Below are 24,671 nucleotides of genomic sequence, written 5' to 3' on the forward strand. Positions count from 1 at the left end.
TAAGCCGTGTTGACAAAAGCCTTCAGCCATAGGCGCGCTGCGGCGAGGTTGAGGAAGCTCTCGAAGGACAGGACCGTCTTGTCATAGCGGGTGGCGATGCGACGCTGCTGTTTGAGCTTGCCGAACATGCGCTCGACGCGGTTGCGGTCACGGTAGCGGCGATAGTCTGGGTGCTCCGGCACCTTGCGGTTCGAGCGGGGCGGAATGATCGGCAGGATACCCCGGATCAGCAGGCTTTCCCGGAAGGGATCACCATCGTAGCCCTTGTCCGCCAGCAGCGCCTTGGGCGTGGTGACGGGGATCTCCATGAGCGGCTCGGCTGCGGTGTAGTCGGATGCCTCGCCGCCGGTCAGGATGAAGCCGAGAGGCAGTCCCTGATTGTCGCAGCGGGCGTGGATTTTGCTCGTAAAGCCGCCGCGTGATCGACCAAGAGCGTTCGCACAAGCCCCCCTTTTCCGCCCGCCGCCGAGACGTGGCCGCGAACGCTGGTGCTGTCGATCATATGCTGCCAGTCATCGGTGAGGCCCAGATCAACCAGCGTCTGGAGGAGCGCATCCCAGACACCCTGCTCGGCCCAACGCCGAAACCGGACATAGACCGAATTCCACTTGCCATATCGCTCGTGCATGTCACGCCAGGGACAGCCGACCCGAAGCACGTGGAGCATTCCGTTGAGGAAACGACGGTTATCGCCAGCAGGTCGCGCCCAGCGACCCCGCTCAGGCGGTAACAGCGGCCCGATCAGTTCCCACTCCGCATCCGACAAATCCCCGCGACCCATGACTGCTCCTCAAAAAGCAGTCTTGAATCAGAACCAAGCCCGTTTGGGAATCCCTTTTGTCAACACGGCCTATCCTCAAAAAGCAGTCTTGAATCAGAACCAAGCCCGTTTGGGAATCCCTTTTGTCAACACGGCCTAGAGAAACTCTTCCAAAACTAGTAAACAGGCCTTTCGTTTCAAGACCTCTGAACCTCACGAATAAATCATGTGCATGTGGCACAGGTCCAATGCGATTGGTGCGCTCGGCAAGCCGTGCAAATTTTTCGTCAAAAGGCTCTTGAAGCCGTTTTCGCCAAAACTAGATCGCGAATTATCTCCTGCCGAGAATTGAGGAGATGTTTGTGTTCATTTCGCTTTGTAATGGAGGTTATGCATGCATTTTAAACCTTTGCACGATCGTGTGCTGGTTCGTCGCATTGAGGCGGAAGAGAAGACCGCTGGCGGCATTATCATTCCCGATACTGCCAAGGAAAAACCGATGGAAGGCGAAGTTGTCGCTGTCGGGCCGGGCACTCGTGATGAGAGCGGCAAGCTGATCGAGCTTGGCGTTGAACCGGGCCAGCGCATTCTGTTCGGCAAGTGGTCCGGCACCGAGGTGCGGATCGATGGCGAGGACCTGCTCATCATGAAGGAGAGCGACATCCTTGGCATCATCGAAACCACCGCCGAGCTTAAGAAGGCGGCTTAAACCCGATACGTTCAATCTTCTGTTCAACAGAAAGAAGCTAAGAAAGGAGCAGGCCAAATGGCTGCTAAAGAAGTAAAATTTGCGTCGGATGCGCGTGATCGCATGCTCCGCGGCGTGGATACGCTTGCAAATGCGGTCAAGGTAACTCTCGGTCCGAAAGGCCGAAACGTGGTGATCGAAAAGAGCTTCGGCGCGCCTCGCATCACCAAGGACGGCGTCACCGTTGCCAAGGAAATCGAGCTTAAGGACAAGTTCGAAAACATGGGCGCGCAAATGCTGCGCGAAGTTGCCAGCAAACAGAACGACAAGGCGGGCGATGGAACGACCACCGCGACCGTTCTGGCTCAAGCCATCGTGCGCGAAGGCGCCAAGGCGGTTGCTGCGGGCATGAATCCCATGGACCTCAAGCGCGGGATTGATCTTGCGGTTGGCACCGTCGTCCAAGACATCGAAAGCCACGCCAAGACGGTTTCGGCCAACAGCGAAATCGCACAGGTTGCCACCATCTCGGCCAATGGCGATCAGGAAGTCGGACGCATTCTTGCCGAAGCGATGGAAAAAGTCGGCAATGAAGGCGTCATCACCGTCGAGGAAGCCAAGAGCCTCGAAACAGAGCTCGAAACCGTGGAAGGGATGCAGTTTGATCGCGGCTATCTCTCGCCCTACTTCGTGACGGATGCCGAGAAGCTGCGCGTTGAACTCGAAGACCCTTATATTCTCATCCACGAGAAGAAGCTGTCGAACCTGCAGGCGCTTATCCCGCTCCTTGAAAAGGTTGTGCAGTCGAACCGTCCGCTGCTCATCATCGCTGAGGATGTGGAAGGCGAAGCTCTGGCAACCCTTGTGGTCAACCGCCTGCGCGGTGGTCTGAAGGTCGCAGCCGTCAAGGCACCGGGCTTCGGCGATCGCCGCAAGGCCATGTTGCAGGATATCGGTATCCTGACTGCAGGCGAAGTGGTGAGCGAAGAGCTTGGCACCAAGCTCGAAAATGTCACCATCGGCATGCTGGGCCGCGCCAAGAAGGTCATCATCGACAAGGACAACACCACCATCGTCGATGGCGCTGGCGAGAAGTCCGAAATCGAAGCGCGCGTCAGCCAGATCCGCGCTCAGATCGAAAGCACGACCAGCGACTATGACCGTGAAAAGCTGCAAGAGCGCGTCGCCAAGCTTGCGGGCGGCGTTGCTGTCATCCGCGTCGGCGGCGCGACAGAAGTCGAGGTCAAGGAGCGCAAGGACCGTGTCGACGATGCGCTGCACGCAACCCGTGCTGCCGTTGAAGAAGGCATCCTTCCCGGTGGCGGGATCGCTCTGCTTCGCGCGCTCAAGTCGCTCGAAGGCCTCAAGGCTGGCAATGACGACCAGCAGTCGGGTATCGACATCGTCCGCCGCGCGCTGCGCGCGCCGGCCCGTCAGATCGCCGAGAATGCGGGCGAGGACGGTGCCTACATCGTCGGCAAGCTGCTCGAAGGCGACGACTACAACCATGGCTTCAACGCCGCGACCGGTGAGTATGAAGACCTGGTGAAGTCGGGTGTGATCGATCCGGCGAAGGTCGTTCGCACGGCGCTGCAGGATGCGGCATCGGTCGCCTCACTGCTCATTACCACGGAAGCACTGGTGGCTGAAACTCCCAAGGAAGACTCGCCGGCTCCTATGCCGGCGATGGATTTCTAAGTCTATTTGCTAGGCGTCCGTTTCTCCTGGAAGCCGAACGGGCGCGCTCGAAAGGGTGCGCCCGCTTTTCTATCAAAGCATTGATTATAATATTGAAAAATTTAAGATTGGGATCTTGAAAGTGCTTTTAACCTCACTAAATCGAAAGGTGCCGGATGCCATAATGGATCCGGTTGGACATTAGGGCGTCAGCTCTTTCGTTCGCTGACGCTTCTCGTGCCCAGATTGCTCAACAAGGAGGATTTGGAAATGAGAACTGCATTTGACCTTGCTCCGTACCGGCGTTCCACCGTCGGCTTTGACCGTCTTTTCGACGCTCTCGAACGCAGCACGCGTGTAGAGACGCAAGACGGCTATCCACCCTTCGATATCGCCCGCACTGGCGAAGACAGCTATCGCATCACCCTTGCGGTGGCTGGTTTCAGCCCGGACGAAATCGATATCACGGCTCAGCAGAACCAGCTCGTCATTTCCGGTGAAAAGGCCGAGAAGGACGAGGAAGGCGTAGAAGTCATCCATCGCGGCATTGCGATGCGGGCGTTCGAGCGCCGGTTCCAGCTAGCTGATTATGTCGAGGTCCGCGACGCATCCTATGAAAACGGGATGCTGACTGTCTCGCTCGAACGCGTGGTTCCCGAAGCGATGAAGCCGCGCAAGATCGAGATTGGTTCGAGCGGTAACGATAACACCCCTCAGCTGACAAAGGACAAAGCCGCTTAAAGGCTTTGGACCCTGGCCAATCGGGTAGGCTGACGCACCAACCCGCCCTTCATCGAGTTCGCCCTGTCCCCCTGGCGAACGTGAGACGGCGGCTGACGCTTGCCCGTTTGGCAGAGGGATGCTCGCTCGCCCCCAAGTGACCCGAACGCGGGCATCCCTCACCCATTCTCACATGTTGAACAGTGAAAGGAGAAAATGATGAACGTTCGTGATCTTATTCCATGGTCTCGTAGTGCCGAGTCTCTCCCTGTCACTCGGCGGTTGGAGCGCGCTGATCCTGTCAGCACTCTTCGCAGCGACATTGATCGCCTTTTCGAACAGGCCTTTGGTTCTTTCGGCTCGTTCGGTTTTCCAGCCTTTGGCCGAACCCCCTCCTGGCCAAGCGTCGAAGTGCGCCGCAACGAGGGAGAGATGCTGGTAATCGCTGAAGTCCCCGGTCTTTCGCAGGACGATATCGAGCTTTCGCTTGATGACGGAATGCTCGTCATTCGTGGCGAACGTCGTTCGGAGGAAGGTGACAACACCAGCGGCTATTCAGAACGCTTCTATGGCCGGTTCGAGCGACGAATGAGCCTTCCGGCAGGCATAGAGGAAGACAAGGTAAGCGCTGAATTCCGCGACGGTGTTCTCACGGTGCATTTGCCACACACTGAGGACAGAGAAGTCTCGGGCCGACGCATTCCCATCAATCAGGAAACGCGTCACTGATAGAGGCTGCATGGAGCGACCGGAAACCCGCGTCGCTCCGTGCGAACACTAATCCGTTGTCAAAAGAGACGATGAACAGTTTGCTGCCACGTAGCGTTGGACGAGGCCAGTCGCTGCCGCCAGGTATATTGGCCCGCAGCGCACTTTACGGTGTGCATGAAACGGCGCGCCCTGCACAGCACGTCTCACAACGCGAGCGAAGCATTTCTGGCGAGCATGAGGTGAGCCATGCTGAGCGACCGCGCTTTGTTGGACGCGTGTCTGTGCTGGAGCCAGACATCCCCGACACCAATCGCTGCGCTCCCAAGCGCATCCGCTCGTGGAAGCTGCGTTTTCGTCGCGAGCGGGCTCCTTGGGCAGATCCCTTGACCGGATGGTGCTCTGGCGATGATCCCGAAGCCCACATCACCCTTAAATTCCCAACCGAAGAGGCCGCGCTTGCATTCGCTCAGAGGACAGGTTTGACCGTTCAAGGTTCACGCAACGGTTGGGGCAGCACATCCTAATTTCCGGCCTCCAGTTGGAGGTTCACCCGGCGGCGGTCTCCGCTGCGCAATAATGTAAGCTCGACTCTCTCGCCGACCGAGAAATCATCAAGACGGGCCAGCAAGTCGCCCACGCGGTCAACGGGCCTGCCGTTGAGAGCGACCACGATGTCGCCGGGCACTACGCCGCGCCGCGTTCGTCTGGCTGGAATGAGACCAGCCCGGTCAGCGACGGATCCGGGCGCAACCCTTAAAACGAACACCCCTTCGATATCAGCTGCACGTTTAAGCCTGTCATTGATGTCGTCATCGCTTTCAATACCAAGCGTTGGCCGAATGTAGCGGCCATTTTCGATCAGCTGGGGCACCACGCGCATGACTGTATCGACGGGGACCGCGAAGCCGATCCCTGCCGAGGCGCCCGAGGGGCTGTAAATCGCTGTGTTGATCCCGATGAGGCGACCAGCGGAATCAAGCAGCGGGCCACCGGAGTTGCCGGGATTGATCGCCGCATCGGTTTGGATCAGGTGGCGGATATCAGGGCCGCCTTCGTTTGGAAGAGAACGATCAAGCGCTGAAACGATCCCCTTGGTCAGGGTCCAGTCTAGGCCGAAAGGATTGCCGATCGCGAAGACATTTTGGCCCACCTGCAAATCACTGCTCGTACCAATTGGAATTCTGCGCGGAGCTGCGAAGCCAGCCCCGCCGATCTTGAGCACGGCGAGATCATGCTGCGGGCTCACCCCCACAAGTCTTGCGTTGAACTCGCGTCCATCGACGAGCTGTATTTGCGCCTCCGATGCGCCTTCAATGACATGGTAATTGGTAACAATGTGGCCAGCATTGTCCCACACCAGCCCAGACCCTGAACCGCGCGGCACAGTATACACATTGCGCGTCCAAAAATTGGTCACCCGCTCACGTGTCGAAATGAAAACGACCGAACCGCGAGCGTTCTGAAACAGGTCGATAGTCGCCCGTTCATCGGCTCCAAGATCGCCTCGCGGGGTTACAATGGGCGTTTCGGCTGCGGGGGCCGATTGAAGAAGCAAGAGCGATCCAACGGCGGAAAGGAGGGCGATGTTCATGACGGCTACGACGATAAAGATGGTTCTTGAACTGCCTGTGGCTCGGTTAGGCGGCTTATCCATGGAAGAGATTTAAGCAAGCGCCCGCTTCAATCAATGGCAGCATTTGCGGGTCGGCACCAAACGAAATGCCCAGCGAGGTGTGGCCGAGTCCGCACCTGCAGAAATCGCTTAGCATGGCGAAGGGTTCGTTCGTCGAAGGTCCGCTTAATGCATCGCTGAGCCCAAAAGCAGACAGACCGCTTACGGCCCAGTTTCAGTCATTGCGCGCGGCCAGGTTCGACAGCAGAAGATTCTTTCGCCCATGCAGATTGGAAAATTAGCAAGGATCGGGCTAGCGGCACATACTCAACCGGGTTCGCGCAAAATCGAGCAACGTTGGCGCGGAAATCCGTCTTCGCCGCTTCAAATCAGCGCATGTCTGCCGCAAAATCGGGGGGGAGCAAAAAATCTTCCGCGCCGAGGGCATCGGAGCGGCTTGTCCGCAAAAGTCTCTCACCGTCCATAGACGGTTCAAATCGTGCAAATCGTTGAAGAATTCTCCGAGTTTCAACTGAATCTCGCCCTTGCGCGCTACAGAAAAGTTCTCATTATGTTCCCCGGAGGGGCTGCTAGTGTCAGAAAAGAGAACGCCCAATGTCCAATACCGAACGTATCATCCGACTGAACACAGTGCTCGACCGCACCGGTCTTTCCCGCTCCACCATCTACCGCAAGATCGCCGAGGGCACTTTCCCGTCACAGGTGAAGATCAGCGTGCACGGCGCGGGTTGGCATGAGTCTGCTATCAATCGCTGGATTGCCGATCCTGCGCACTATCGTGAAGAGGGATCGGCAGAATGAGCGGGCAGCAACCCGTCGAGCCGATCTGCGTCCGGGTCAATGACGCCGCCCGCATGATCGGCGTTGGCCGAACAAAACTTTACGAGTTGATTGCCAACGGTGAACTTGAGACGGTCAAGATCGGCAAGGCAACGCGCATTACGACTGCCAGTCTGCACAATCTGGTTGAGCGGCATCGGGCAATGAACTGACCAGGCCGCGAACTCGCAAATGGACAGTGTCAGAACGTGGCATTATGCTGCGACAAGGCGCGCTACGCACCGCCCATCTATTCAGCTTTTTGATTAAAACGCTGAACCGAACCACCGTTAAATGAACGAAAATGTGGGGGAGAGTGTGGGGGAAGGTCTGCATTCTTTCCAAGAATAGAATTGATATCAAAGGGTTATTTTTCCGGTTCGATTCAAGCCCTGCACCACTTGGTTCCCATGACCGGCTTTTTCGACAGCCCTTTCATCTCGTCCAAGACTAGGCGTCCTTGAGCTTGGCGGCTTCATCGGGTCCGTCGAATTCTTCCAAATCGTCCTGGCCCATGATTTGCGCCATCTGCTCCTGGAACAGCGGGTCCCATTCTCTGCGCAGCTTTTTGATGAGGGCGATCATCTCCTCGTTCTCCCAAGCTGGCGTTCCAAAATCAAACGCTTCGGCCATGGGTAGCATCGTGCTGCGGTCCATTTCTTCAAACGCTGTGCGCATGGTTTCGGCGCGGGCCTTTGAAATGCCCAGGGCCTCGAAGGCTGACCGGCCCATCCGAAGGCTGCTGTCATAGGTTTCGCGGATGATGTCGCGGCAACCAAGCGACCACAATTCGAACACATGACCCCGATCATAAGCGCGCGCGACGATGTGCACTTGCGGGTATTGCTTTGTCACATGGGAGACGAGCCTGTTGGTCGCCTCTTTGTCATCGATGGCGATGATTAAAAGGCGGGCCTGTTCAATGCCGGCCGATTTCAACAGGTCAGGCCTTGCCGCGTCACCAAAATAAGTGCGGATGCCAAACTTGCTCAAACGATCAATCTGGGCAGAGGAATAATCGATGACCGTCGTGCGATAGCCAGCGGTTTCGAGCATCCGGTCAACAATCCCGCCGACCCGGCCGCGCCCGGCAAGAATGATATCAGTAGGCTTGTCGATATCGTCGAAGGCCCGCTCTCTCCCCTTTTGATAATGCGGAAGGATGGCCTTGTCGTAGAGGATGAACAAGAGCGGTGTTATCAGCATTGAAATCGCCACAATCAGCAGCAATTGCTGTGCCAGCAAATCGGGGATGACGTGCGCGCCAACTGCAAAACTTAGCAGCACAAAGCCAAACTCGCCCGCCTGCGCAAGGCCAAGCGAGAACAGCCAGCGGTCCTGACCTTTGATGCCAAAGAACGTGCTGAGCGCATAGAGCACTGCGATTTTTGTGATGACCAAAACGGCAGTCCAACCCAGCACGCTCGCATAGCTATCGAAGAGCAGCGCGAAGTTTATCCCTGCGCCAACCGTGATGAAAAAAAGCCCCAGCAACAGGCCCTTGAATGGCTCGATGTCCGATTCAAGCTCATGGCGATATTCGCTGTTTGCAAGGACAACACCGGCAAGGAAGGTGCCAAGGGCAGGGGAGAGGCCGACAACTGTCATTAGCAATGCAATCCCAACCACAACCAACAAGGCGGTCGCCGTGAACAGTTCGCGCAGGCCTGCCATCGCGATAAAGCGGAACAGTGGGCGGGTCAGGTAATTGCCCGCCAAAGCGACAAAAGCGATCGCTGCAAGGGTCGCTAGCCCCGAGGCCCAGGTGGGCAGCCCTTCGAGGATATTGATCCCGCCCCCATGGCTATCGCCCCCATGCTCACCGGAAACGCCCGCAGCCTCGCCTGCCAGCTCTGGCAAAGCCAACAGCGGAATAAGCGCCAACATCGGGATGACCGCAATGTCCTGAAACAACAGAACAGAAAACGAAGATTGGCCCCCTTCTGTCTTCATCAGTCCCTTTTCATCAAGGGTCTGTAGAATAATCGCAGTCGATGACAGCGCGAGGATCATCCCCACTGCGAGCGCGGTTTGCCACGCTTCGCCCACCATCAGCGCATAACTCGCCATGATCAGGACCGTCAAAAGCACCTGACTGCCGCCAAGTCCCAGCAATCGCACCCGCAGATCCCAAAGCTTTTTGGGTTCCAGTTCCAGCCCGATCAAAAACAGCATCATTACGACGCCAAATTCGGCAAAATGCTGAAGCGAGACGACATCCACGCCCAGCACATCGAGCGCGGGGCTAATCGCCATGCCCGCAATCAGATAACCCAGAACCGAGCCAAGGCCGAGCCGCGATGCGATGGGCACGGCGATAACGCCAACGGCGAGCAGGATCGTAGCGAGCAAGAGAGATTCAGTCATACCCACTAGCTATGACGGGCCGAGCGGCAATTTCAAAGCGTTTAGGGTGAGGCTTTCGCAGGGCGCAACCAAGAGGCCGTTTGATGACGCGACTGTGGTTTTGCTTTACAAGATGGCTTGCGGGCTGTCGTGGGCGGTCCTATCTGTGCGCGCCATGCAAGAGACACTTTCAAACGAACCTTCGGCGACACGCGGCTTGGACGACGTGGTTTTGACCGGTCGCCCCGTAATTTCATCGACGGGGCTTTTTACACCTGAAGAATCGATCACCAACGAAGAGTTGGTCGCAAGCTTCAATGAATATGTGGACCGCTTCAACGCGGCGAATGCAGCGGCGATTGAGGCTGGCGAGACGCAAGCTCTGACTTATTCCTCGGTTGAGTTCATCGAAAAAGCGAGCGGCATCAAAGCGCGCCACGTGATGAGCAAAGCGCCTATTCTTGACCCCGACATCATGACGCCGCGGTGGGAAGAACGCACGAACGATGAACACTCGATGATGTGCGAAATCGGCGTGAAGGCTGCTCGTCAGGCTCTGGAAAGGGCAGGGCGCGATCCCAAGGATGTGGACGCGGTCTTGTGTGCTGCGTCGAATATGGAGCGGGCCTATCCCGCAATGGCGATCGAGATCCAGCAGGCGCTGGGCATCGAGGGCTTTGGCTTTGACATGAATGTTGCGTGTTCATCGGCGACATTCGGTATTCAAACTGCGGCTGATTATGTGCGCGCGGGGAATGCGAAAAGCGTTCTTGTGGTGAGCCCTGAGATCACCTCTGGCCATCTTAACTGGCGTGACCGGGACAGCCATTTTATCTTCGGTGATGTCGCAACGGCGGTGTTGGTCGAAGACGAAGCGATTGCTCCCAAAGAGCATTGGGAAATCCTCAGCACCAAATTGAAGACGGTGTTTTCAAACAACATCCGCAACAACTTTGGCTTCTTGAACCGGGCCGCTCCTGAAAATGCGGGCAATGCCGACAAGCTGTTTGTGCAGGAGGGTCGCAAGGTCTTCAAAGAGGTCGTGCCAATGGTTGCGCAGATGATCATTGATGAGGCCAAACGCCTCCAGATGGACCCGGCAACACTGCGCAGGCTCTGGCTGCACCAGGCCAATGCGGGCATGAACCGTCTGATCGCACAGCGCGTTTTGGGGCATGAGGCCAATGATGACGAAAGCCCGACGGTGCTCGACACCTATGGCAACACGTCGAGCGCTGGCTCTATCATCGCCTTTCACTCGCATAGTGACGATCTGAAAGCGGGTGACACAGGGCTGATTTGCAGCTTTGGGGCCGGATATTCGGCTGGAACGGTGTTCGTGCGCAAGACCGCTTAATCGCACCCAAACCGAGGAATAACGCGCATGGATGTCGACGGGGCAGTTGTCCCAAAGGCAAGCAGCGCCTAAATGGTTTACCTATGGCAGGCGAAATTCTTGATAATCAGGGCCGCGGCGAGGCGAGCTGGGGCTTGCCCTCGATCCACCCGGAAGGGCGCAAATATGGCTTGATCGCAGCGGCGATCGCGCTCGTGCCTTTGCTTTTGGGATGGCAGTTTATCGGCTGGCCCTTGCTGCTTTTGTCGCTGGGTGTGTTTGCATTCTTTCGCGATCCCGAACGGGTTGTGCCGCAGGATGACAAGTCGATTGTTGCGCCCGCAGATGGCCTTGTGACGCTTATTCAAACGCTTGAACCACCGGCAGAAATGCTGGGCAGTGATGGTTCAGGGGTTCCCGGCCTTGCGCCAGGACCGGTCACGCGCGTTTCCATTTTCATGAGCGTGTTCGATGTGCACATTAACCGCGCGCCTATCGCCGGTACGGTGCAGCGAGTGGTCTATATTCCCGGCAAATTCGTGAACGCAGACCTTGATAAGGCGAGCGAGGAGAATGAGCGTCAGCTTGTCTTGATTGAGCGCAATGATGGTCTGATGATCGCCTTTACCCAAATCGCAGGGCTCGTCGCGCGGCGGATTGTGCCATTTATCAAGCCCGGTGATACGGTTGCGAAGGGGCAGCGCATTGGCCTCATCCGTTTTGGCAGCCGGGTGGATGTTTATCTTCCAGCAGGCACACAGCCCAAGGTCTTGTTGGGACAGCGCGTTATCGCAGGTGAGACGATCCTTGCCGAAATCGGCGCGACGGCCCTGCTTGAAGGGATAGCGCAATAACTGCGCTGAGAGGTCTGGAATGAGCGCTCCATCATCACCTGATGGGGGAAAACCTCCTGCACGCCTTGGACCAAAGGCGGCCGAAGCTGATGGTCTGGTGCCCAGCGACGATGACTTCGATGATGACTTCGATGATGAAGCAAACTCAGAAGAGAAAGGCGGGCTTACCCTTCGCGGTATGGTCCCCAACGCTATTACCGCAGCCGCTTTGTGCGCAGGGCTGACCGCGGTTCGTTTTGCGATTGACGAAAACTGGTCCTTTGCCGTCCTTGCAATTGTGGTTGCAGGCATACTCGACGGGATGGATGGCCGCATCGCCCGGCTCTTGAACGCGCAATCACGCTTTGGGGCGGAGCTGGACAGTCTGGCCGATGCCCTGTCCTTCGGCATGGCGCCGGCCTTGATCCTGTTTCTCTGGTCGCTGGAGGATTTGACCCGCTTTGGGTGGTTCGCAGCGCTTGCCTATGCGATTTGCTGTGCGCTTCGTCTTGCCCGTTTCAACGCGCAGATCGATGTCGAAGATCAGCCGCACAAACTGGCAGGTTTCCTGACCGGGGTTCCAGCGCCGGTTGGGGCAGGCCTCGCACTGACGCCCCTGTGTCTGTGGATTGAGACGGGAATGGACATATTTCGCGAACCGGTCTTCCTTGCCGTCTGGATGAGTGCGATCGGGGTGTTGTTCATATCAAACATGGCAACCTTGAGCTGGACCGCGATCCGCCCACAGCGCGACATTCGCATCTGGTTTATTGCAGTGGTCGCTATCGGATTTGCCGCAGCGCTGGTTGAGCCGTGGTGGACGTTTAGCGCCATTAGCCTCGGCTACCTTACACTGATGCCGTATTCATTGATCCGGTACGGCAAGATCAAGCGAGCGCGCGCGCCAATAACTTAGCCGATCGCTTGCACGCCGCCCAAGTTTGACCGTTTTGCGCCGCCAAAGCCGCTTTGCCGTGCGCGTGAAGCCGGGGCCCGCCGGGCAGAGCGGTGAAGCGGTTGACGCAGCCGTATTTCGCTGGCTTCGAGCTGAGGGACAAAGCCTGCGTCCAACAATTGCTGCTCACGAAAGACGCTCCAAAACGCAGCGCGCGCTTGGAGCCAATTGTCGAGAAGAGTGAGCCCGGTCGCCAAAGCGGCAATGACAAACAGGCAGGTTATGGTCATTGCAATCATCATCGGTCGGCTCCGCCTTATTCTTGTTCGTTCAGTCTTTGTTCTCACGTCTTGTTCCCTAAGTGTTCTTCCGCGTCAAGCAGTTTGTTCCATTTGTGTTCTTCCTCTTGCGAAAGGCACTAGATTTTGTGGCTCAGCCCCTCTATGTGCGCGGACCTCGCTAAAGGGCGGGTGCGAATCATCGCATCTGTTCCCACGCGAACTTCACATGGAAGAGCACACATACCGGTGCCACGGCGGGATTCACCGCCAACGGTCACAAACGCCCTTCCAGAGGACTAACCGGAAAGGAAATACCTTATGGCGACCACTACCGTCACCATGCAGCAATTGATTGAGGCTGGCGCACACTTCGGCCACCAAACCCACCGTTGGAACCCGCGCATGAAGCCGTATATCTTCGGCGCGCGCAACGGCGTTCACATTCTTGACCTGTCACAGACCGTTCCGCTCTTTGCGCGCGCTCTCGACTTTGTCGAGAACACCGTCCGCGCGGGCGGCAAGGTTTTGTTCGTTGGCACCAAGCGTCAGGCGCAAGAGCCGATCGCTGACATGGCGCGTCAATCGGGTCAGCACTTCGTGAACCACCGCTGGCTGGGCGGGATGCTCACCAACTGGAAAACCATCAGCGGTTCGATCAAGCGCTTGAAGACCCTTGAAGAGCAGCTTTCAGGCGACACCAGCGGCTTCACCAAGAAAGAAGTCCTGCAACTCACCCGTGAGCGTGACAAGCTTGAGCTGTCGCTCGGCGGTATCCGTGACATGGGCGGCGTTCCAGACGTGATGTTCGTGATCGATGCCAACAAGGAAGAGCTCGCTATCAAAGAAGCAGCTGTTCTTGGTATCCCGGTGATCTGCGTGCTCGACACCAACACTGATCCAACCGGCATCGCATTCCCGATCCCGGGTAATGACGATGCAAGCCGTGCTGTGCGTTTGTACTGTCAGGCTATCGCAGATGCGGCCAATGTTGGCCGTGGCCGTGCGGTTGAGCAATCGGGCGAAGATTTCGGCGCGATGGACACGCCTCCTGCTGAAACGGTTGCTGAAGAAGCGCCTGCTGCAGAAGCTTAAGTTCGCATTTCTGGTGGCGCGTCAAGGCGCTGTCACAAATCCAATCTAGCGCGCCGGGCTATAGCCCTCCCTTGGGTGCAACCCGGCGCCCCCAAATTACAAAAAGGAAATCACCATGGCTGCTTTTACCGCCGCTGATGTGAAGAAACTGCGCGAATTGTCTGGCGCAGGCATGATGGATGCAAAGAAAGCCCTGACCGAAGCCGATGGCGACATCGACGCAGCGGTTGACGCTCTGCGCGCAAAAGGCCTTGCAACCGCTCAAAAGAAATCCAGCCGCACCGCTGCTGAAGGCCTCGTTGGCGTTGCCGTCGAAGGCACGCGCGGCGTTGCAGTTGAAGTGAACTCGGAAACCGACTTCGTTGCGAAGAACGATAAGTTTCAGGACTTCGTGCGCAACGCCACCACCGCAGCGCTTGGCGTTAACGGCGATGATGTTGAGGCCCTGAAAGGGGCGGCGTATCCTGGCGGCGGCACAGTTGCTGACAAGCTGACCAGCAACATCGCGACCATCGGTGAGAACCAGCAGGTTCGCCGTATGAAGACCGTGAGTGTGACAAGCGGTGCAATCGTTTCTTACGTCCACAACGCAGCGGCTGACGGCCTCGGCAAAATCGGCGTTCTGGTCGCTCTTGAAAGCGATCTTGGCGCTGACACGCTTGAGCCATTTGGCAAGCAGATTGCGATGCACATCGCTTCGATGTTCCCGCAAGCGCTGAACGCTGACGGTCTCGACGCAGACGTCATCGCCCGTGAACGTGCGATTGCACAGGAAAAGGCTGCTGAAAGCGGCAAGCCTGAAAACGTGCAAGAGAAAATGGTTGAAGGCGCGATCAAGAAGTTTGCCAAAGAGAACGCTCTGCTCAGCCAGATGTTCGTGATGGACAACAAGACTTCCGTCGAAGACACGGTTGCCAAGTTCGGTAAGGACAATGGCGGTTCGGTCGTCCTGAAAGACTACGTCCGCTTCCAATTGGGCGAAGGCATCGAGAAAGAAGAGAGCGACTTTGCAGCAGAAGTTGCAGCGGCCGTTGGCGGTTAAGCGCTAACCCACGCTTTCAAGCGAATAGAGAAGGCCGTCGCGGGGAAACCTGCGGCGGCTTTTTTGACTAGAACCTGCAAAAAATCCTGACCATGGCTCGTACCGCTTGCTCAGGTACAAGATCACCTATCTCCTGAGTGCTCAGCGGCTCTTGAAACAGGTTCCCGCTATGCCAGAAGTATTTGCCGTTTTCGCAATTGAGTTGGATGACGCCTGAGAACTCAACGGTCTTGCCTTCACCACGGATCGTCAATTCTGGAGAACTGCCTGATCTTATGGGATAAGCCGTCCAGAAGTTCGAATAAACGCCTTCGATGGGATCCTCGTATAAAAATGTTCCGCCGAGATATTGCCCTTCCTTTGCAAGCTCGTCTTGCTCGAGCTTTCGCTTGATCGCCTCAATCTCGGAGCGTGTATCGTCAAGTTTGGTTTCCGTATCAGCGAAACCTTCGTTCAGCTTTGTCTCAGTGCCCGTAAAGCCCTGGCCGAGTTGCTGGGTTGTTTGGGATGCATCAAGCCGGTCGCGTTGATACCCCACAACCGAAAGCCAGAAACCGGCGAAGCCAAGGATTGCCAACAACCCAGTCGCCAAGGGATGTTCCCCAATAATCTCAATTGATTTTCTAAGCACTTACAAAAACCCTAAGATATTTCGAAAGCATAGCCTTGTTTGATTTGCATTCAAGTGGCTCGCTTTCCTCTTACTGGCGTGCTTTCCAAGCATATCCAATTGTGAGTGCTTTTCCTACAGACCCCTGATTTGCTAACCCGAGCGCGGCTCTTTCTCCACGTTGGTCCCCTTTGCATTTCAGCGGCGGTTAAACGTCCGGGTTCTGCTGCTCGCAGCTGGCAAAACGCAAGTTGACACTTGATCGCGTCAATTCCCGGTCAGGGCTCTGAACTATAAGTGAAAACCCGAAAACCCGAACTTTCTAAAAGCCTGGGGTTTGGTGTTTCAATTCTCACCCACAATCCTCATCGCCTGACACCATCCCTCTTGGCATAATCGCGCCTGCCGGATAAGGGCTCGGGTCAAGCGCAAATTCCTGCATGGAGACCGATCCCGTCATGACCCTTCCTCCCATCAAACGCGTTCTCCTCAAGCTTTCAGGCGAAGTGCTGATGGGGAACCAGGAATATGGCATTGATCCTGAATATGTCGCGCGCCTTGCCGAAGAGGTGAAGGCGGCCAAGGACAGCGGCATCGAAGTCTGCCTTGTGATTGGCGGGGGCAATATCTTTCGGGGTATCTCGGCGGCGGCCAAGGGGCTTGACCGGACGACGGGCGATTACATGGGTATGTTGGCGACGGTTATGAACGCGCTCGCGATGCAAAACGCCTTGGAGCAGGCGGGTGTGCAAACCCGCGTCCAGAGCGCAATTCCGATGGCGAGCGTGTGTGAGCCCTATATTCGCAGGCGCGCTGAACGCCACCTTGAAAAAGGGCGGATCGTGATCTTTGCAGCGGGCACGGGCAATCCGTTCTTCACGACTGATACGGGCGCGGCCTTGCGGGCGGCTGAGATGAACTGCGATGCGCTATTGAAAGGCACCAGCGTTGACGGCGTTTATGACAGCGATCCCAAGCACAACCCGGATGCTGTGCGCTTCGACACAATCACTTACGACCAGGTGCTAGCCGATAACCTCAAGGTGATGGACGCAACCGCCGTTGCGCTTTGCCGCGAGAACAATATCCCGCTAGTGGTCTTTTCAATCCGTGAAAAAGGCAATGTTGCCAAGGTGCTCTCGGGCGAGGGCACCCAAACGATCGTACAAAAGGACTGATGGGCAATGGCTCAGTATGACAAGTCAGACATTGAGCGCCGCATGGCTGGCGCTGTGGAATCGCTTAAAGGTGATCTTTCGGGTCTTCGCACAGGACGCGCGAACGTGGCGCTGCTCGATCCGGTTGTCGCCGAAGTCTACGGCGCGATGATGCCGCTTAGCCAGGTTGCCACCGTCTCTGCGCCAGAGCCGCGTATGCTGGCCGTGCAGGTGTGGGACAAAAGCAATGTGAGCGCGGTTGAGAAAGGGATCACGAAGGCGAACCTTGGTTTGAACCCGATGACCGATGGTCAGACCATCCGCTTGCCGATGCCCGATCTTACCGAAGACCGCCGTAAGGACCTTGCGAAACTTGCCGGTGAATATGGCGAGAAGGCCAAGATTGCCGCGCGCAATGTTCGCCGCGATGGCATGGAAAGCCTCAAGGCCGACGAAAAGGCCAAGGAAATCTCGGAAGACGAGCGCAAGCGCTTGGAAGACGAGGTTCAGAAACTTACCGATAAGCATGTGGCGGACATTGATGCTGCGATTGAAAAGAAGGTTCAGGAAATCCTGACGCAGTAAGTCGGGAGACGGGTCGAGAGAGAGCTAGGGGCATCAGTTTGGAGAACGGCGGCGTCAAGAACGGTGCTAGGCACGTCGCCATCATAATGGATGGCAACGGCCGCTGGGCGAAGAAGCGGGCGATGCCGCGCGCCCTTGGCCATCAGCGCGGGGTCGAAGCGGTGCGCCGCCTTGTGCGCGCATTGGAGCCGACGAACCTTGATTGCCTTACGCTTTACGCTTTCAGTTCGGAAAACTGGAAGCGATCCGAGGACGAGGTCGATGACCTCATGAACCTCATGCGCAAGTTCATCAAATCGGACTTGGCCGAATTTGTCGCGAATGGTGTGAAGCTGAAAATCATCGGCGATTGGCGCGGGCTGGCCCCTGACATTGTGGCCATGCTTGAAGATGCTTTGGAGCAGACCGCAGGTGGCACACAGACGCTGGCCGTGGCGCTCAATTACGGGTCACAAAACGAGATTGCACGGGCTGCGGCAAAGGCAGCGGAAAAGGGCGAGATTACGCCTGACACCATCTCAGCTGAGCTTGATACAGCCGATTTGCCCCCGCTTGACCTTTTGATCCGCACGAGTGGTGAGATTCGGCTCTCCAATTTCCTGCTGTGGCAGTCGGCCTATGCAGAAATGCTCTTCGTTGATACGCTTTGGCCAGATTTCAAGCCTGAGCACCTTAGTCAGGCGCTTCAGGACTTTGCGCAAAGGGAGAGGCGCTATGGCGGACGCTGAAGGTCAAAAGGCGCCGCAGATTAAAAGGCAACCCACAGGAACATCGGACCTGCCAGTGCGGTTTGTCTCAGCGGTGGCGATGATCGGTGTGTCGGTCATTGCGCTGTGGCTGGGCGGCTGGATCTGGATCGGCTTCGTCATCCTGCTTGCGGGGCTTGTCTTGTGGGAATGGAACCTGCTGGCGCGCGGCTTTGGCATTTCGTCCTTGGGCGAGGTGGTCTGGCAGTTCTTTGGCGCGATTTATGTGGGCGGAGCAGCGCTTGCGATGATCGCGGTGAGAAACGGATGGGGCTTTCTGTTTGGTGATGGCGCATCGCGCGGTTACGATATGTGGTCAGTACTTTTTGCATTCTTTGTGCCCGTTATCGCGGTTGATGTAGGCGCCTATTTCTCAGGCCGTCTTATCGGCGGTCCTAAAATCGCTCCATCAATCAGCCCGTCCAAAACATGGGCAGGCTTGATCGGAGGGGCTGCGGCAGCTTCGGCGGTTGCGGTTGCAATTGAATTTTTGGATTTTGGACCGGCGTCATTTGTGCCCGGCTACACATTGACCAGCATTCTTTGGGCGATCCTTGCAGGCGTTCTGATTGCAATCATCGCGCAGAGCGGGGACTTTTTTGAAAGCTGGATGAAACGGCGCGCAGGGGTGAAGGATTCAAGCAATCTCATTCCCGGCCACGGCGGCGTGTTTGATCGGCTTGATGGGTTTATTGCTGTGTTCTTCGTTCTGTTTCTCTTCGCCTTCATGCCTGCTCTGGTCGGTTTTTGATGATCCGCTCGATCACAATTCTGGGTGCGACAGGCTCGATAGGTGCCTCGACCCTCGATCTCATCCGGCGCAACCCGGAGCGCTGGCAAGTCGACACTTTGACCGCAAACTGTTCGGCCAAGGAACTTGCCGCTCTTGCACGTGAGTTTGAGGCAAAGCTCGCGGTGGTGGGCGATGAAAGCTGCCTTGGCGAACTGCGCGCGGCGCTTTCAGGAAGCGGGATTGAAGCGGCGGGCGGGGCACAGGCGCTGTGCGATGCGGCAAAACGGCCCGTTGATATGACTGTTGCAGCGATTGTCGGGTGCGCAGGACTTGCCCCCACGATGGCAGCGGTGGAGCGCGGCGGCACGATTGCGCTTGCAAACAAGGAGGCGCTGGTTTCTGCAGGCGAAGTGATGACCGGAGCCGTTGCCCGGCACGGTGCGACATTGCTCCCCACCGACAGCGAGCATAACGCCATTTTCCAATGCCTTGCGGGCGGAAAGATGGATGATGTCGCAAGGATCACCCTGACCGCAAGCGGTGGCCCATTTCGCACCTGGGACGCGGCAGCAATCCACGCCGCCACGCCAGAGCAGGCGGTGGCGCATCCCAATTGGTCGATGGGCGCAAAGATCAGCGTCGACAGCGCCACGATGATGAACAAAGGCCTTGAGTATATCGAGGCGCATCACCTGTTCCCCGTAGGACTGGACCGCCTTCGGATCGTAGTGCACCCGCAAAGCGTCATTCACTCCATGGTCGAATACCGCGACCGTTCAACGCTGGCGCAGCTTGGCCCATCTGATATGCGTGTACCGATTGCGTCGTGCCTTGCGTATCCTGACCGGATGGAGACCCCGCTCGAACCGCTGGATTTGGCAGCCATCGGGGAGCTCACTTTCCAAGCACCCAATGAAGAGCTTTTCCCTGCCACCCGCATTGCGCGAGAGGCGATTGAGGCGGGCGGGGCAGCGCCTGCGATCCTGAATGCAGCTAATGAAATCGCGGTCGAAGCATTCCTTGCTGGTCACATTGGGTTCAGCCGCATTACGGCAGTAGCGCAAAGCACATTAGAGCGCTATGAGGCGCCAGCGCCGAGCACACTGGAAGATGTGCTCGCAATTGATAGCGAAGCGCGGATACGCGCCGCTGAGGCTTTGGAGAGCAACCCCCTTGTTTGAGCAGCCCCCTTTCTGGATGTACTTCATCGGCTTTCTAGCTGTGCTGGGGCCATTGGTGACTTTGCATGAGCTGGGTCACTATCTCGTGGGCCGCTGGTTTGGTGTGAAGGCGGAGGCCTTTTCCGTTGGTTTTGGCTCGGAAATCGCCGGTTGGACCGATAAGCAGGGCACGCGCTGGAAGCTGTCCTGGCTGCCGCTTGGCGGTTATGTTCAGTTCAAGGGCGATATGAACCCGGCGAGCATTCCGAACGCCGATGCGCCGCTTGAAGGTCATGCCAATGACGGCAGTTTCCAGAATGCGTCATTGTGGAAGCGGGCTTTGATCGTTGCGGCTGGGCCTGTCACCAATTTGATTGTGGCCATTGCGATTTTTGCAGCGTTTTTCGCTATTTACGGCAATCCCACCATCGTTGGGGCCGACGATTCGCGCACTGTGGGCGAGTTTGCCGAAGGATCGGTTGCCCGCGATGCAGGGATGCAGGTTGGCGATACGATCATCGAGGTGGACGGTGATACCGTCGCCGACTTTGAAGAAATCCGCGATCAGGTCCTGCTTTATCCTGATAAAGAAATGGTCTTCACCGTCCTTCGCGATGGCGATGAAATCGAAATCCCTCTCACCACTGCCCGGATCGAAGAGCCCGATGGATTTGGCAATGTCAGTGTCCTTGGCCAGATCGGCGTGCGGCCAGATGGCGGGCGGTATGAGTTTGAAGAGGTTGGTGTTCTTGGCGCGATCCCGCTCGCAGCGGAGCAGTGCTGGAAAATAACCGGCATGATGGTCACCGGCATAAAACAGATTTTGAGCGGAGAGCGTTCGATCAAGGAGCTTGGCGGGCCGTTAAAAATCGCGAAATACTCGGGTGAGCAGATGAGCCTTGGCTTTTTGGCGTTTGTGAATTTTGCCGCGCTTATCTCGCTTAATTTGGCATTCATCAACTTCTTGCCAATCCCTGCGCTCGATGGCGGGCATCTGGCCTTTTACGCCGCTGAAGCGATCCGCCGTAAGCCGGTCGGGCCGCAAGCGACGGAGTGGGCATACCGCACCGGCATCGCGCTTGTGTTGTTGTTCATGGTCGTTGTGACCTGGAATGACATCACGGGATTGTTGCCAATCGGCAGCTAATTTCCCCCGTGAAACGGGGTTGCTTCGTAGGTTTGCCGGGTTAGACGGGCGGCTTATCGAAGAAAGGGGGCGGGCAATCGTGTATTGCCCGGTCATAGTGCGCTTAGCCTGCTTGACCGCTGCGACCTGCATCGGGCACAGGCGAAAGCTGTTTAGAGAAGGTTTGGCCTGCAAGGGTGGACCAGTCGCGTTTCGGGCAGGCGCATTGAATACGGGTAGGACGGGATATTTCATCCATGATGTTTTGTGAGCAAGCAGGCGGTGGCCTTGCGTCTTTCAATAATGCTGGCAGCAAGAGTTCGGTCACCCGCTTTGGGTTGGCTCTGACAGGCGCGACCATGCTGGCAGGTGTGCCGGTTGGCGCGCTTGCCCAGGATAGCACTCCCGCTGCTCAGCCAGCACCGGCTCCGGCACCTGCTCCTTCTGCGAACACGATCCGTTCGATCAATGTGGTCGGAGCGGAGCGCTTGGAGCCAACGACAATCCTTTCGTACATTCGTTTGCGGGTTGGTCAGGAATACACCTCTGCTGCTGCCGATGAGGCTCTCAAAGACCTTGGCGCAACAGAGCTGTTTGCCGATTTCTCGATCGTTAGCGAAAATGGCAATGTCGTTATTACCGTGGTCGAAAACCCGGTGATCAACCGCATCGTTCTTGAAGGCAATGAGCGCATCAAGAACGACAAGATCCTGCCGGAAATCCGACTTGCCCCGCGCCAGATATTTACCCGCTCTAAAGTGCGCGCAGACGTTGCGCGTATTATCGAGCTGTACAAGCGCCAAGGCCGTTTTGCCGCCACCGTTGAGCCGCAGGCGGTGTCTCTTCCGCAGAACCGCGTTGATATCGTATTTGAGATCACCGAGGGGCCCAAATCCAAGGTTCGTCAGATCAACATCATCGGGAACGAGAAGTTCTCCGATAGCGAGCTGCGCAGCGAAATGGTGACGAAGCAATCGCGCTTCTTCCGTTTCTTCAGCTCCAACACCAGCTACGACCCTGATCGCCTCGCGTTTGACCAACAAAAGCTGCGCCAATTCTATCTGACTGAAGGCTATGCCGATTTCCGCGTCGTGTCGGCTGTGGCTGAGCTTACGCCAGATCAGCAGGACTTCATCATCACCTATGTGGTTGAAGAGGGCGAGCGCTACACCTTCGGCGAAGTCGAAGTGGACAGCCAGCTGCGCGATTTCGACAGCGATGCGCTTGCATCGGGTCTCGGCATTCAGACCGGCAGTTTTTACGATGCGAAATCGGTTGAGGATACGGTCGAATCGCTGACCGAGCTTGCAGGCCGCTTTGGCTACGCATTTGCTGACGTGCAGCCGCGCTTTAACCGCAATCCCGAAGATTTGACGATGGATATTACCTTTATCCTGCGTCAGGCGCCGCGTGTGTATGTCGAGCGTGTCGATGTGAACGGCAACACGCTGAGCCAGGACAAGGTTATCCGCCGCGAATTCCGCTTGTCGGAAGGCGATGCGTTTAACTCGCTTGGTGTTCAGCGGACCACTGCGCGGATCAACTCGCTTGGATATTTCCAGGAAAACTTCGAAGTGAGCCAGGTCGAAGGCTCTGCGCCTGACCGGATCGTGCTTGAGGCCAATGTCGAAGAACAGCCTACGGGCGAACTTCAATTCTCAGCTGGCTTCTCCTCGATTGAGCGGTTCATTCTCGCAGGCTCCATCCGCCAGCGGAACTTCCGTGGCCGGGGCCAGACTGTTGGTCTGTCGCTGAACTTCTCGCAGTTTTCGCGTTCGGCACAGCTAAGCTTTACCGAGCCATATCTGTTCGACCGCAACATCTCGGCAGGCGCAGACATTTACCGCCGTGATTTCAACAGCTTTAACCGGTTCGACGGCAATCGTAACAACACGTTTGAACAGTCCACCACAGGCGGCGCGTTCCGTGCAGGTGTGCCTTTGACCGAATTCATGTCTCTCGTCGGCAGCTATACGCTGAACTACGACGAGGTGAGCCTGGATGAAGGCGTCTTCTTCACCGACAACAATAATGACGGTATTCTCGGAAACAGCCCGGATGACTTTTGTGATCCGTCACGCGCCGGCCGTTTCCTTTGCGACCAACTTGGTAATCGCCTCAGCTCGATCGTCGGCGTTAGCGTCAATTATAACACTTTGAATTCAGGCTTCCGTCCAACAGCAGGGCGGCAAGTGTCGCTCAGCACGGAATTTGCAGGACTTGGCGGTGATGTTCGCTACCTGCGTTTCCGTGGTCAGGGGCGTCAGTTCTGGAACCTGTTCAACACCGGATTTATCTTCTCGCTCTCGCTTGAAGGCGGGGCGGTTATTCCTTTGCGAGAGCGCGAAGGTATTGGAGTTGATGATGTGTTCCTCACCGACCGGTTCTTCCTCGGTGAGCCACAGTTTCGCGGCTTTGACATTCGCGGTGTAGGGCCGCGTGTGCTGCGTCAGGCCGCCCTTCCAAATCCCGATGTGAGCTCGTTGGCTTTGCTCGACGATGACGGCAATGTTCTCTTCAATCAGGAACGGCGCCAACAGCGTGATGACGCGCTTGGCGGCCGTTATTACTACCTTGGCCGCGCCGAAATTGAGATCCCGCTGGGCTCAGGCGCACGAGAGTTGGGCCTTCGTCCGTCAGTTTGGGTTGATGTGGGCGCGCTTTGGGGGCTTGAAACACCCGTACTGGATAGCACCGCAGTATTCGCAGAGCGTATTGAGACGCCGATCCTTGATGATAATGGTAACCCTACATTTGATGGCAACGGCAATCCAATCGTATCGGTCAACTTCATTGATACTCTCAATCCAATCGCGTCTGATGGCGTGACGCCAAACGCGGTTAGCTCAAACAATGTTCGCGAGATTTTCGTTGGAGACTCTTCCAGCCCTCGCATAACCGCAGGGATCGGTGTGAACTGGAATTCACCCTTTGGCCCCTTCCGTATCGACTTCGCCCAAACGATCCGCAAGGTCGAAGGCGACGACGATCAAGTACTCACGTTTAACGTAGGAACACAATTCTAATGACCCGTTTCACCACGACACTGCGCGCGGCCGCTCTTGCCGCTTGCGCTACTTTCGCTGCTGCTACGCCAGCAACTGCTCAAGTCGAAGGCCGTCTCGCGACCGCTGATGTCAGCCGCGCGATCATTGGTTCAACTGCGCTTCAGACCGCATACAACCAGATCGGCACGACCTATTCAGCTCAAATCCAGCAGCGCACTGCAAAACAGCAGGAGCTCACAACGCTGCTTCAGCCGTTTGACGCCAACGGCAACGGTCAGCTTGATGATGCTGAGGTGCCAGCCGTCCAGGGCGCGTCGAATTTTGCGCAAATTCAGACGCTCGAACAGGAAGTCGCAGCACTCACCGGTCAGGTGAACGGCGCGCGTATCTTTGCTGTTGAGCAGATTTTGGCTCAGTATCCAGCGGCTCTTACAGACGTTACAACTCAGCAGCGGATCGTGCTTGTTGTACAGCCTGACACTCTCCAATTTGCAGCGGAAGGCGCTGATATTACTCAGCTTGTCACAAGCGCGCTGAACACACGTGTGCCGTCTGTTCAGATCGTTCCACCCGCAGATTGGCGTCCTCAGCGTCAGTCAGCGCAGATCTTCCAGGAAATTCAGCAAACGCTTCTCACAGCTCAGTTTATTCAGCAGCAGCAAGCCGCACAGCAGCAGCAACAGCAGCCAGCTGCAGCGCCTTCGGGCCGCTAA

Annotated in this window: 25 protein-coding genes and 1 pseudogene; 20 read left to right on the forward strand and 6 right to left on the reverse strand. The window is 56.8% G+C overall.

Annotated elements, in window-relative coordinates; translation table 11 throughout:
• Positions 1-781, reverse strand: a pseudogene (locus EH31_RS17465) (IS5 family transposase); the annotation flags it as partial.
• 373 nt (positions 782-1,154) lie between these two features.
• Between EH31_RS17465 and EH31_RS00015 the strand changes: the two are divergent.
• The 5 genes from EH31_RS00015 (at position 1,155) to EH31_RS00035 (ending at position 5,080) form a co-directional block, all read left to right on the forward strand.
• A complete protein-coding gene (locus tag EH31_RS00015) occupies positions 1,155-1,469 on the forward strand; it encodes a co-chaperone GroES (RefSeq protein ID WP_034957313.1) in 315 nt (104 codons plus the stop codon).
• A 57-nt stretch (positions 1,470-1,526) separates the two neighbouring features.
• Complete coding sequence (gene groL / locus EH31_RS00020) at positions 1,527-3,146, forward strand: chaperonin GroEL (RefSeq protein ID WP_034957315.1); 1,620 nt, start codon at positions 1,527-1,529, stop codon at positions 3,144-3,146.
• A gap of 249 nt (positions 3,147-3,395) precedes the next feature.
• Complete coding sequence (locus EH31_RS00025; protein ID WP_199796982.1) at positions 3,396-3,866, forward strand: Hsp20 family protein; 471 nt, start codon at positions 3,396-3,398, stop codon at positions 3,864-3,866.
• A gap of 198 nt (positions 3,867-4,064) precedes the next feature.
• Positions 4,065-4,574 carry an Hsp20/alpha crystallin family protein gene (locus EH31_RS00030; RefSeq protein ID WP_034957317.1) on the forward strand — a complete coding sequence of 170 codons (510 nt, stop codon included), beginning with the start codon at positions 4,065-4,067 and terminating at the stop codon, positions 4,572-4,574.
• 71 nt (positions 4,575-4,645) lie between these two features.
• Positions 4,646-5,080: an NADH dehydrogenase ubiquinone Fe-S protein 4 gene (locus EH31_RS00035; RefSeq protein ID WP_081853151.1), complete on the forward strand. Its 435-nt coding sequence runs from the start codon at positions 4,646-4,648 to the stop codon at positions 5,078-5,080.
• Here EH31_RS00035 and EH31_RS00040 read toward each other — a convergent pair.
• Positions 5,077-6,147 carry a S1C family serine protease gene (locus EH31_RS00040; RefSeq protein WP_241765786.1) on the reverse strand — a complete coding sequence of 357 codons (1,071 nt, stop codon included), beginning with the start codon at positions 6,145-6,147 and terminating at the stop codon, positions 5,077-5,079. The two genes, EH31_RS00035 and EH31_RS00040, sit on opposite strands and share 4 nt — an antisense overlap.
• A gap of 636 nt (positions 6,148-6,783) precedes the next feature.
• Here EH31_RS00040 and EH31_RS00045 point away from each other — a divergent pair.
• Together EH31_RS00045 and EH31_RS00050 are read left to right on the forward strand one after the other, a co-directional pair.
• The gene (locus EH31_RS00045) at positions 6,784-6,990 is read left to right on the forward strand and encodes a helix-turn-helix transcriptional regulator (protein WP_034957322.1); all 207 of its coding nucleotides are present in this window, start codon (positions 6,784-6,786) and stop codon (positions 6,988-6,990) included.
• Positions 6,987-7,181, forward strand: a complete 195-nt coding sequence (locus EH31_RS00050) for a helix-turn-helix domain-containing protein (protein ID WP_034957324.1) — start codon at positions 6,987-6,989, stop codon at positions 7,179-7,181. The genes EH31_RS00045 and EH31_RS00050 overlap by 4 nt, the downstream gene beginning before the upstream one ends.
• A 277-nt stretch (positions 7,182-7,458) precedes the next feature.
• Here the strand turns inward: EH31_RS00050 and EH31_RS00055 are convergent, their stop codons facing one another.
• Positions 7,459-9,375: a cation:proton antiporter domain-containing protein gene (locus tag EH31_RS00055; RefSeq protein WP_034957326.1), complete on the reverse strand. Its 1,917-nt coding sequence runs from the start codon at positions 9,373-9,375 to the stop codon at positions 7,459-7,461.
• A gap of 154 nt (positions 9,376-9,529) precedes the next feature.
• Here EH31_RS00055 and EH31_RS00060 point away from each other — a divergent pair, with 154 nt between their 5' ends.
• The 3 genes from EH31_RS00060 to EH31_RS00070 all read left to right on the forward strand — a co-directional run bounded on the left by EH31_RS00060 (position 9,530) and on the right by EH31_RS00070 (position 12,439).
• Positions 9,530-10,711 carry a beta-ketoacyl-ACP synthase III gene (locus EH31_RS00060; protein ID WP_081853239.1) on the forward strand — a complete coding sequence of 394 codons (1,182 nt, stop codon included), beginning with the start codon at positions 9,530-9,532 and terminating at the stop codon, positions 10,709-10,711.
• 83 nt (positions 10,712-10,794) lie between these two features.
• The gene (locus EH31_RS00065; protein ID WP_034957328.1) at positions 10,795-11,544 is read left to right on the forward strand and encodes a phosphatidylserine decarboxylase; all 750 of its coding nucleotides are present in this window, start codon (positions 10,795-10,797) and stop codon (positions 11,542-11,544) included.
• A 19-nt stretch (positions 11,545-11,563) separates the two neighbouring features.
• Positions 11,564-12,439, forward strand: coding sequence for a CDP-alcohol phosphatidyltransferase family protein (locus EH31_RS00070; protein ID WP_034957331.1), 876 nt, complete (start codon positions 11,564-11,566; stop codon positions 12,437-12,439).
• On the opposite strand, the gene EH31_RS00075 is transcribed toward EH31_RS00070, so the two are convergent.
• Positions 12,436-12,720, reverse strand: a complete 285-nt coding sequence (locus tag EH31_RS00075) for a hypothetical protein (protein WP_034957334.1) — start codon at positions 12,718-12,720, stop codon at positions 12,436-12,438. The two genes, EH31_RS00070 and EH31_RS00075, sit on opposite strands and share 4 nt — an antisense overlap.
• Before the next feature lie 297 nt (positions 12,721-13,017).
• Between EH31_RS00075 and rpsB the strand changes: the two genes are divergently transcribed.
• Positions 13,018-13,791, forward strand: a complete 774-nt coding sequence (rpsB, locus tag EH31_RS00080) for a 30S ribosomal protein S2 (RefSeq protein WP_034957336.1) — start codon at positions 13,018-13,020, stop codon at positions 13,789-13,791.
• Positions 13,792-13,906: 115 nt separating this feature from the next.
• The gene (gene tsf / locus EH31_RS00085) at positions 13,907-14,833 is read left to right on the forward strand and encodes a translation elongation factor Ts (protein ID WP_034957338.1); all 927 of its coding nucleotides are present in this window, start codon (positions 13,907-13,909) and stop codon (positions 14,831-14,833) included.
• A gap of 67 nt (positions 14,834-14,900) precedes the next feature.
• Here tsf and EH31_RS00090 read toward each other — a convergent pair whose 3' ends face one another.
• Positions 14,901-15,425 (reverse strand): hypothetical protein, encoded by a 525-nt coding sequence (locus tag EH31_RS00090; protein WP_034957341.1) that lies wholly within the window; start codon positions 15,423-15,425, stop codon positions 14,901-14,903.
• Between the two features lie 476 nt (positions 15,426-15,901).
• Here EH31_RS00090 and pyrH point away from each other — a divergent pair, with 476 nt between their 5' ends.
• From pyrH to rseP, 6 genes are all read left to right on the forward strand, one after another.
• Entirely contained in the window at positions 15,902-16,621 is a 720-nt protein-coding gene (gene pyrH / locus EH31_RS00095) for a UMP kinase (RefSeq protein WP_034958641.1), read from the forward strand.
• A gap of 6 nt (positions 16,622-16,627) precedes the next feature.
• The gene (gene frr, locus EH31_RS00100) at positions 16,628-17,185 is read left to right on the forward strand and encodes a ribosome recycling factor (RefSeq protein ID WP_034957342.1); all 558 of its coding nucleotides are present in this window, start codon (positions 16,628-16,630) and stop codon (positions 17,183-17,185) included.
• Positions 17,186-17,271: 86 nt separating this feature from the next.
• Entirely contained in the window at positions 17,272-17,913 is a 642-nt protein-coding gene (gene uppS / locus EH31_RS00105; protein WP_051698820.1) for a polyprenyl diphosphate synthase, read from the forward strand.
• Positions 17,900-18,682, forward strand: a complete 783-nt coding sequence (locus EH31_RS00110) for a phosphatidate cytidylyltransferase (RefSeq protein WP_051698821.1) — start codon at positions 17,900-17,902, stop codon at positions 18,680-18,682. Before uppS ends, EH31_RS00110 begins: the two co-directional genes overlap by 14 nt.
• Complete coding sequence (gene dxr, locus EH31_RS00115) at positions 18,682-19,845, forward strand: 1-deoxy-D-xylulose-5-phosphate reductoisomerase (protein WP_199796983.1); 1,164 nt, start codon at positions 18,682-18,684, stop codon at positions 19,843-19,845. The genes EH31_RS00110 and dxr overlap by 1 nt, the downstream gene beginning before the upstream one ends.
• Positions 19,838-20,971: an RIP metalloprotease RseP gene (gene rseP, locus EH31_RS00120; protein WP_422110906.1), complete on the forward strand. Its 1,134-nt coding sequence runs from the start codon at positions 19,838-19,840 to the stop codon at positions 20,969-20,971. The genes dxr and rseP overlap by 8 nt, the downstream gene beginning before the upstream one ends.
• 103 nt (positions 20,972-21,074) lie before the next feature.
• Here rseP and EH31_RS18050 read toward each other — a convergent pair whose 3' ends face one another.
• A complete protein-coding gene (locus EH31_RS18050; RefSeq protein WP_277813496.1) occupies positions 21,075-21,209 on the reverse strand; it encodes a hypothetical protein in 135 nt (44 codons plus the stop codon).
• Here EH31_RS18050 and bamA point away from each other — a divergent pair.
• Both bamA and EH31_RS00130 read left to right on the forward strand, forming a co-directional pair.
• Positions 21,208-23,976, forward strand: a complete 2,769-nt coding sequence (gene bamA, locus EH31_RS00125; RefSeq protein ID WP_034957348.1) for an outer membrane protein assembly factor BamA — start codon at positions 21,208-21,210, stop codon at positions 23,974-23,976. The genes EH31_RS18050 and bamA overlap by 2 nt on opposite strands.
• On the forward strand, positions 23,976-24,671 hold the full coding sequence (locus EH31_RS00130; RefSeq protein WP_034957350.1) for an OmpH family outer membrane protein: 696 nt from the start codon (positions 23,976-23,978) through the stop codon (positions 24,669-24,671). The genes bamA and EH31_RS00130 overlap by 1 nt, the downstream gene beginning before the upstream one ends.

The organism is Erythrobacter longus (assembly GCF_000715015.1).
GTDB lineage: Bacteria > Pseudomonadota > Alphaproteobacteria > Sphingomonadales > Sphingomonadaceae > Erythrobacter > Erythrobacter longus.

What these genes read in the sequence shown, in the direction of transcription:
- EH31_RS18050 (WP_277813496.1), bottom strand. Translation starts at nt 21,209, where the DNA reads ATGGATGAAATATCCCGTCCTACCCGTATTCAATGCGCCTGCCCGAAA.
- EH31_RS00025 (WP_199796982.1), top strand. Translation starts at nt 3,396, where the DNA reads ATGAGAACTGCATTTGACCTTGCTCCGTACCGGCGTTCCACCGTCGGC.
- EH31_RS00070 (WP_034957331.1), top strand. Translation starts at nt 11,564, where the DNA reads ATGAGCGCTCCATCATCACCTGATGGGGGAAAACCTCCTGCACGCCTT.
- EH31_RS00035 (WP_081853151.1), top strand. Translation starts at nt 4,646, where the DNA reads ATGAACAGTTTGCTGCCACGTAGCGTTGGACGAGGCCAGTCGCTGCCG.
- groL (WP_034957315.1), top strand. Translation starts at nt 1,527, where the DNA reads ATGGCTGCTAAAGAAGTAAAATTTGCGTCGGATGCGCGTGATCGCATG.
- pyrH (WP_034958641.1), top strand. Translation starts at nt 15,902, where the DNA reads ATGACCCTTCCTCCCATCAAACGCGTTCTCCTCAAGCTTTCAGGCGAA.
- EH31_RS00130 (WP_034957350.1), top strand. Translation starts at nt 23,976, where the DNA reads ATGACCCGTTTCACCACGACACTGCGCGCGGCCGCTCTTGCCGCTTGC.
- uppS (WP_051698820.1), top strand. Translation starts at nt 17,272, where the DNA reads ATGGATGGCAACGGCCGCTGGGCGAAGAAGCGGGCGATGCCGCGCGCC.
- tsf (WP_034957338.1), top strand. Translation starts at nt 13,907, where the DNA reads ATGGCTGCTTTTACCGCCGCTGATGTGAAGAAACTGCGCGAATTGTCT.
- EH31_RS00015 (WP_034957313.1), top strand. Translation starts at nt 1,155, where the DNA reads ATGCATTTTAAACCTTTGCACGATCGTGTGCTGGTTCGTCGCATTGAG.
- EH31_RS00040 (WP_241765786.1), bottom strand. Translation starts at nt 6,147, where the DNA reads ATGAACATCGCCCTCCTTTCCGCCGTTGGATCGCTCTTGCTTCTTCAA.
- EH31_RS00110 (WP_051698821.1), top strand. Translation starts at nt 17,900, where the DNA reads ATGGCGGACGCTGAAGGTCAAAAGGCGCCGCAGATTAAAAGGCAACCC.
- EH31_RS00030 (WP_034957317.1), top strand. Translation starts at nt 4,065, where the DNA reads ATGAACGTTCGTGATCTTATTCCATGGTCTCGTAGTGCCGAGTCTCTC.
- frr (WP_034957342.1), top strand. Translation starts at nt 16,628, where the DNA reads ATGGCTCAGTATGACAAGTCAGACATTGAGCGCCGCATGGCTGGCGCT.
- EH31_RS00065 (WP_034957328.1), top strand. Translation starts at nt 10,795, where the DNA reads ATGGCAGGCGAAATTCTTGATAATCAGGGCCGCGGCGAGGCGAGCTGG.
- rpsB (WP_034957336.1), top strand. Translation starts at nt 13,018, where the DNA reads ATGGCGACCACTACCGTCACCATGCAGCAATTGATTGAGGCTGGCGCA.
- EH31_RS00055 (WP_034957326.1), bottom strand. Translation starts at nt 9,375, where the DNA reads ATGACTGAATCTCTCTTGCTCGCTACGATCCTGCTCGCCGTTGGCGTT.
- EH31_RS00045 (WP_034957322.1), top strand. Translation starts at nt 6,784, where the DNA reads ATGTCCAATACCGAACGTATCATCCGACTGAACACAGTGCTCGACCGC.
- EH31_RS00060 (WP_081853239.1), top strand. Translation starts at nt 9,530, where the DNA reads ATGCAAGAGACACTTTCAAACGAACCTTCGGCGACACGCGGCTTGGAC.
- dxr (WP_199796983.1), top strand. Translation starts at nt 18,682, where the DNA reads ATGATCCGCTCGATCACAATTCTGGGTGCGACAGGCTCGATAGGTGCC.
- EH31_RS00050 (WP_034957324.1), top strand. Translation starts at nt 6,987, where the DNA reads ATGAGCGGGCAGCAACCCGTCGAGCCGATCTGCGTCCGGGTCAATGAC.
- bamA (WP_034957348.1), top strand. Translation starts at nt 21,208, where the DNA reads ATGATGTTTTGTGAGCAAGCAGGCGGTGGCCTTGCGTCTTTCAATAAT.
- EH31_RS00075 (WP_034957334.1), bottom strand. Translation starts at nt 12,720, where the DNA reads ATGATGATTGCAATGACCATAACCTGCCTGTTTGTCATTGCCGCTTTG.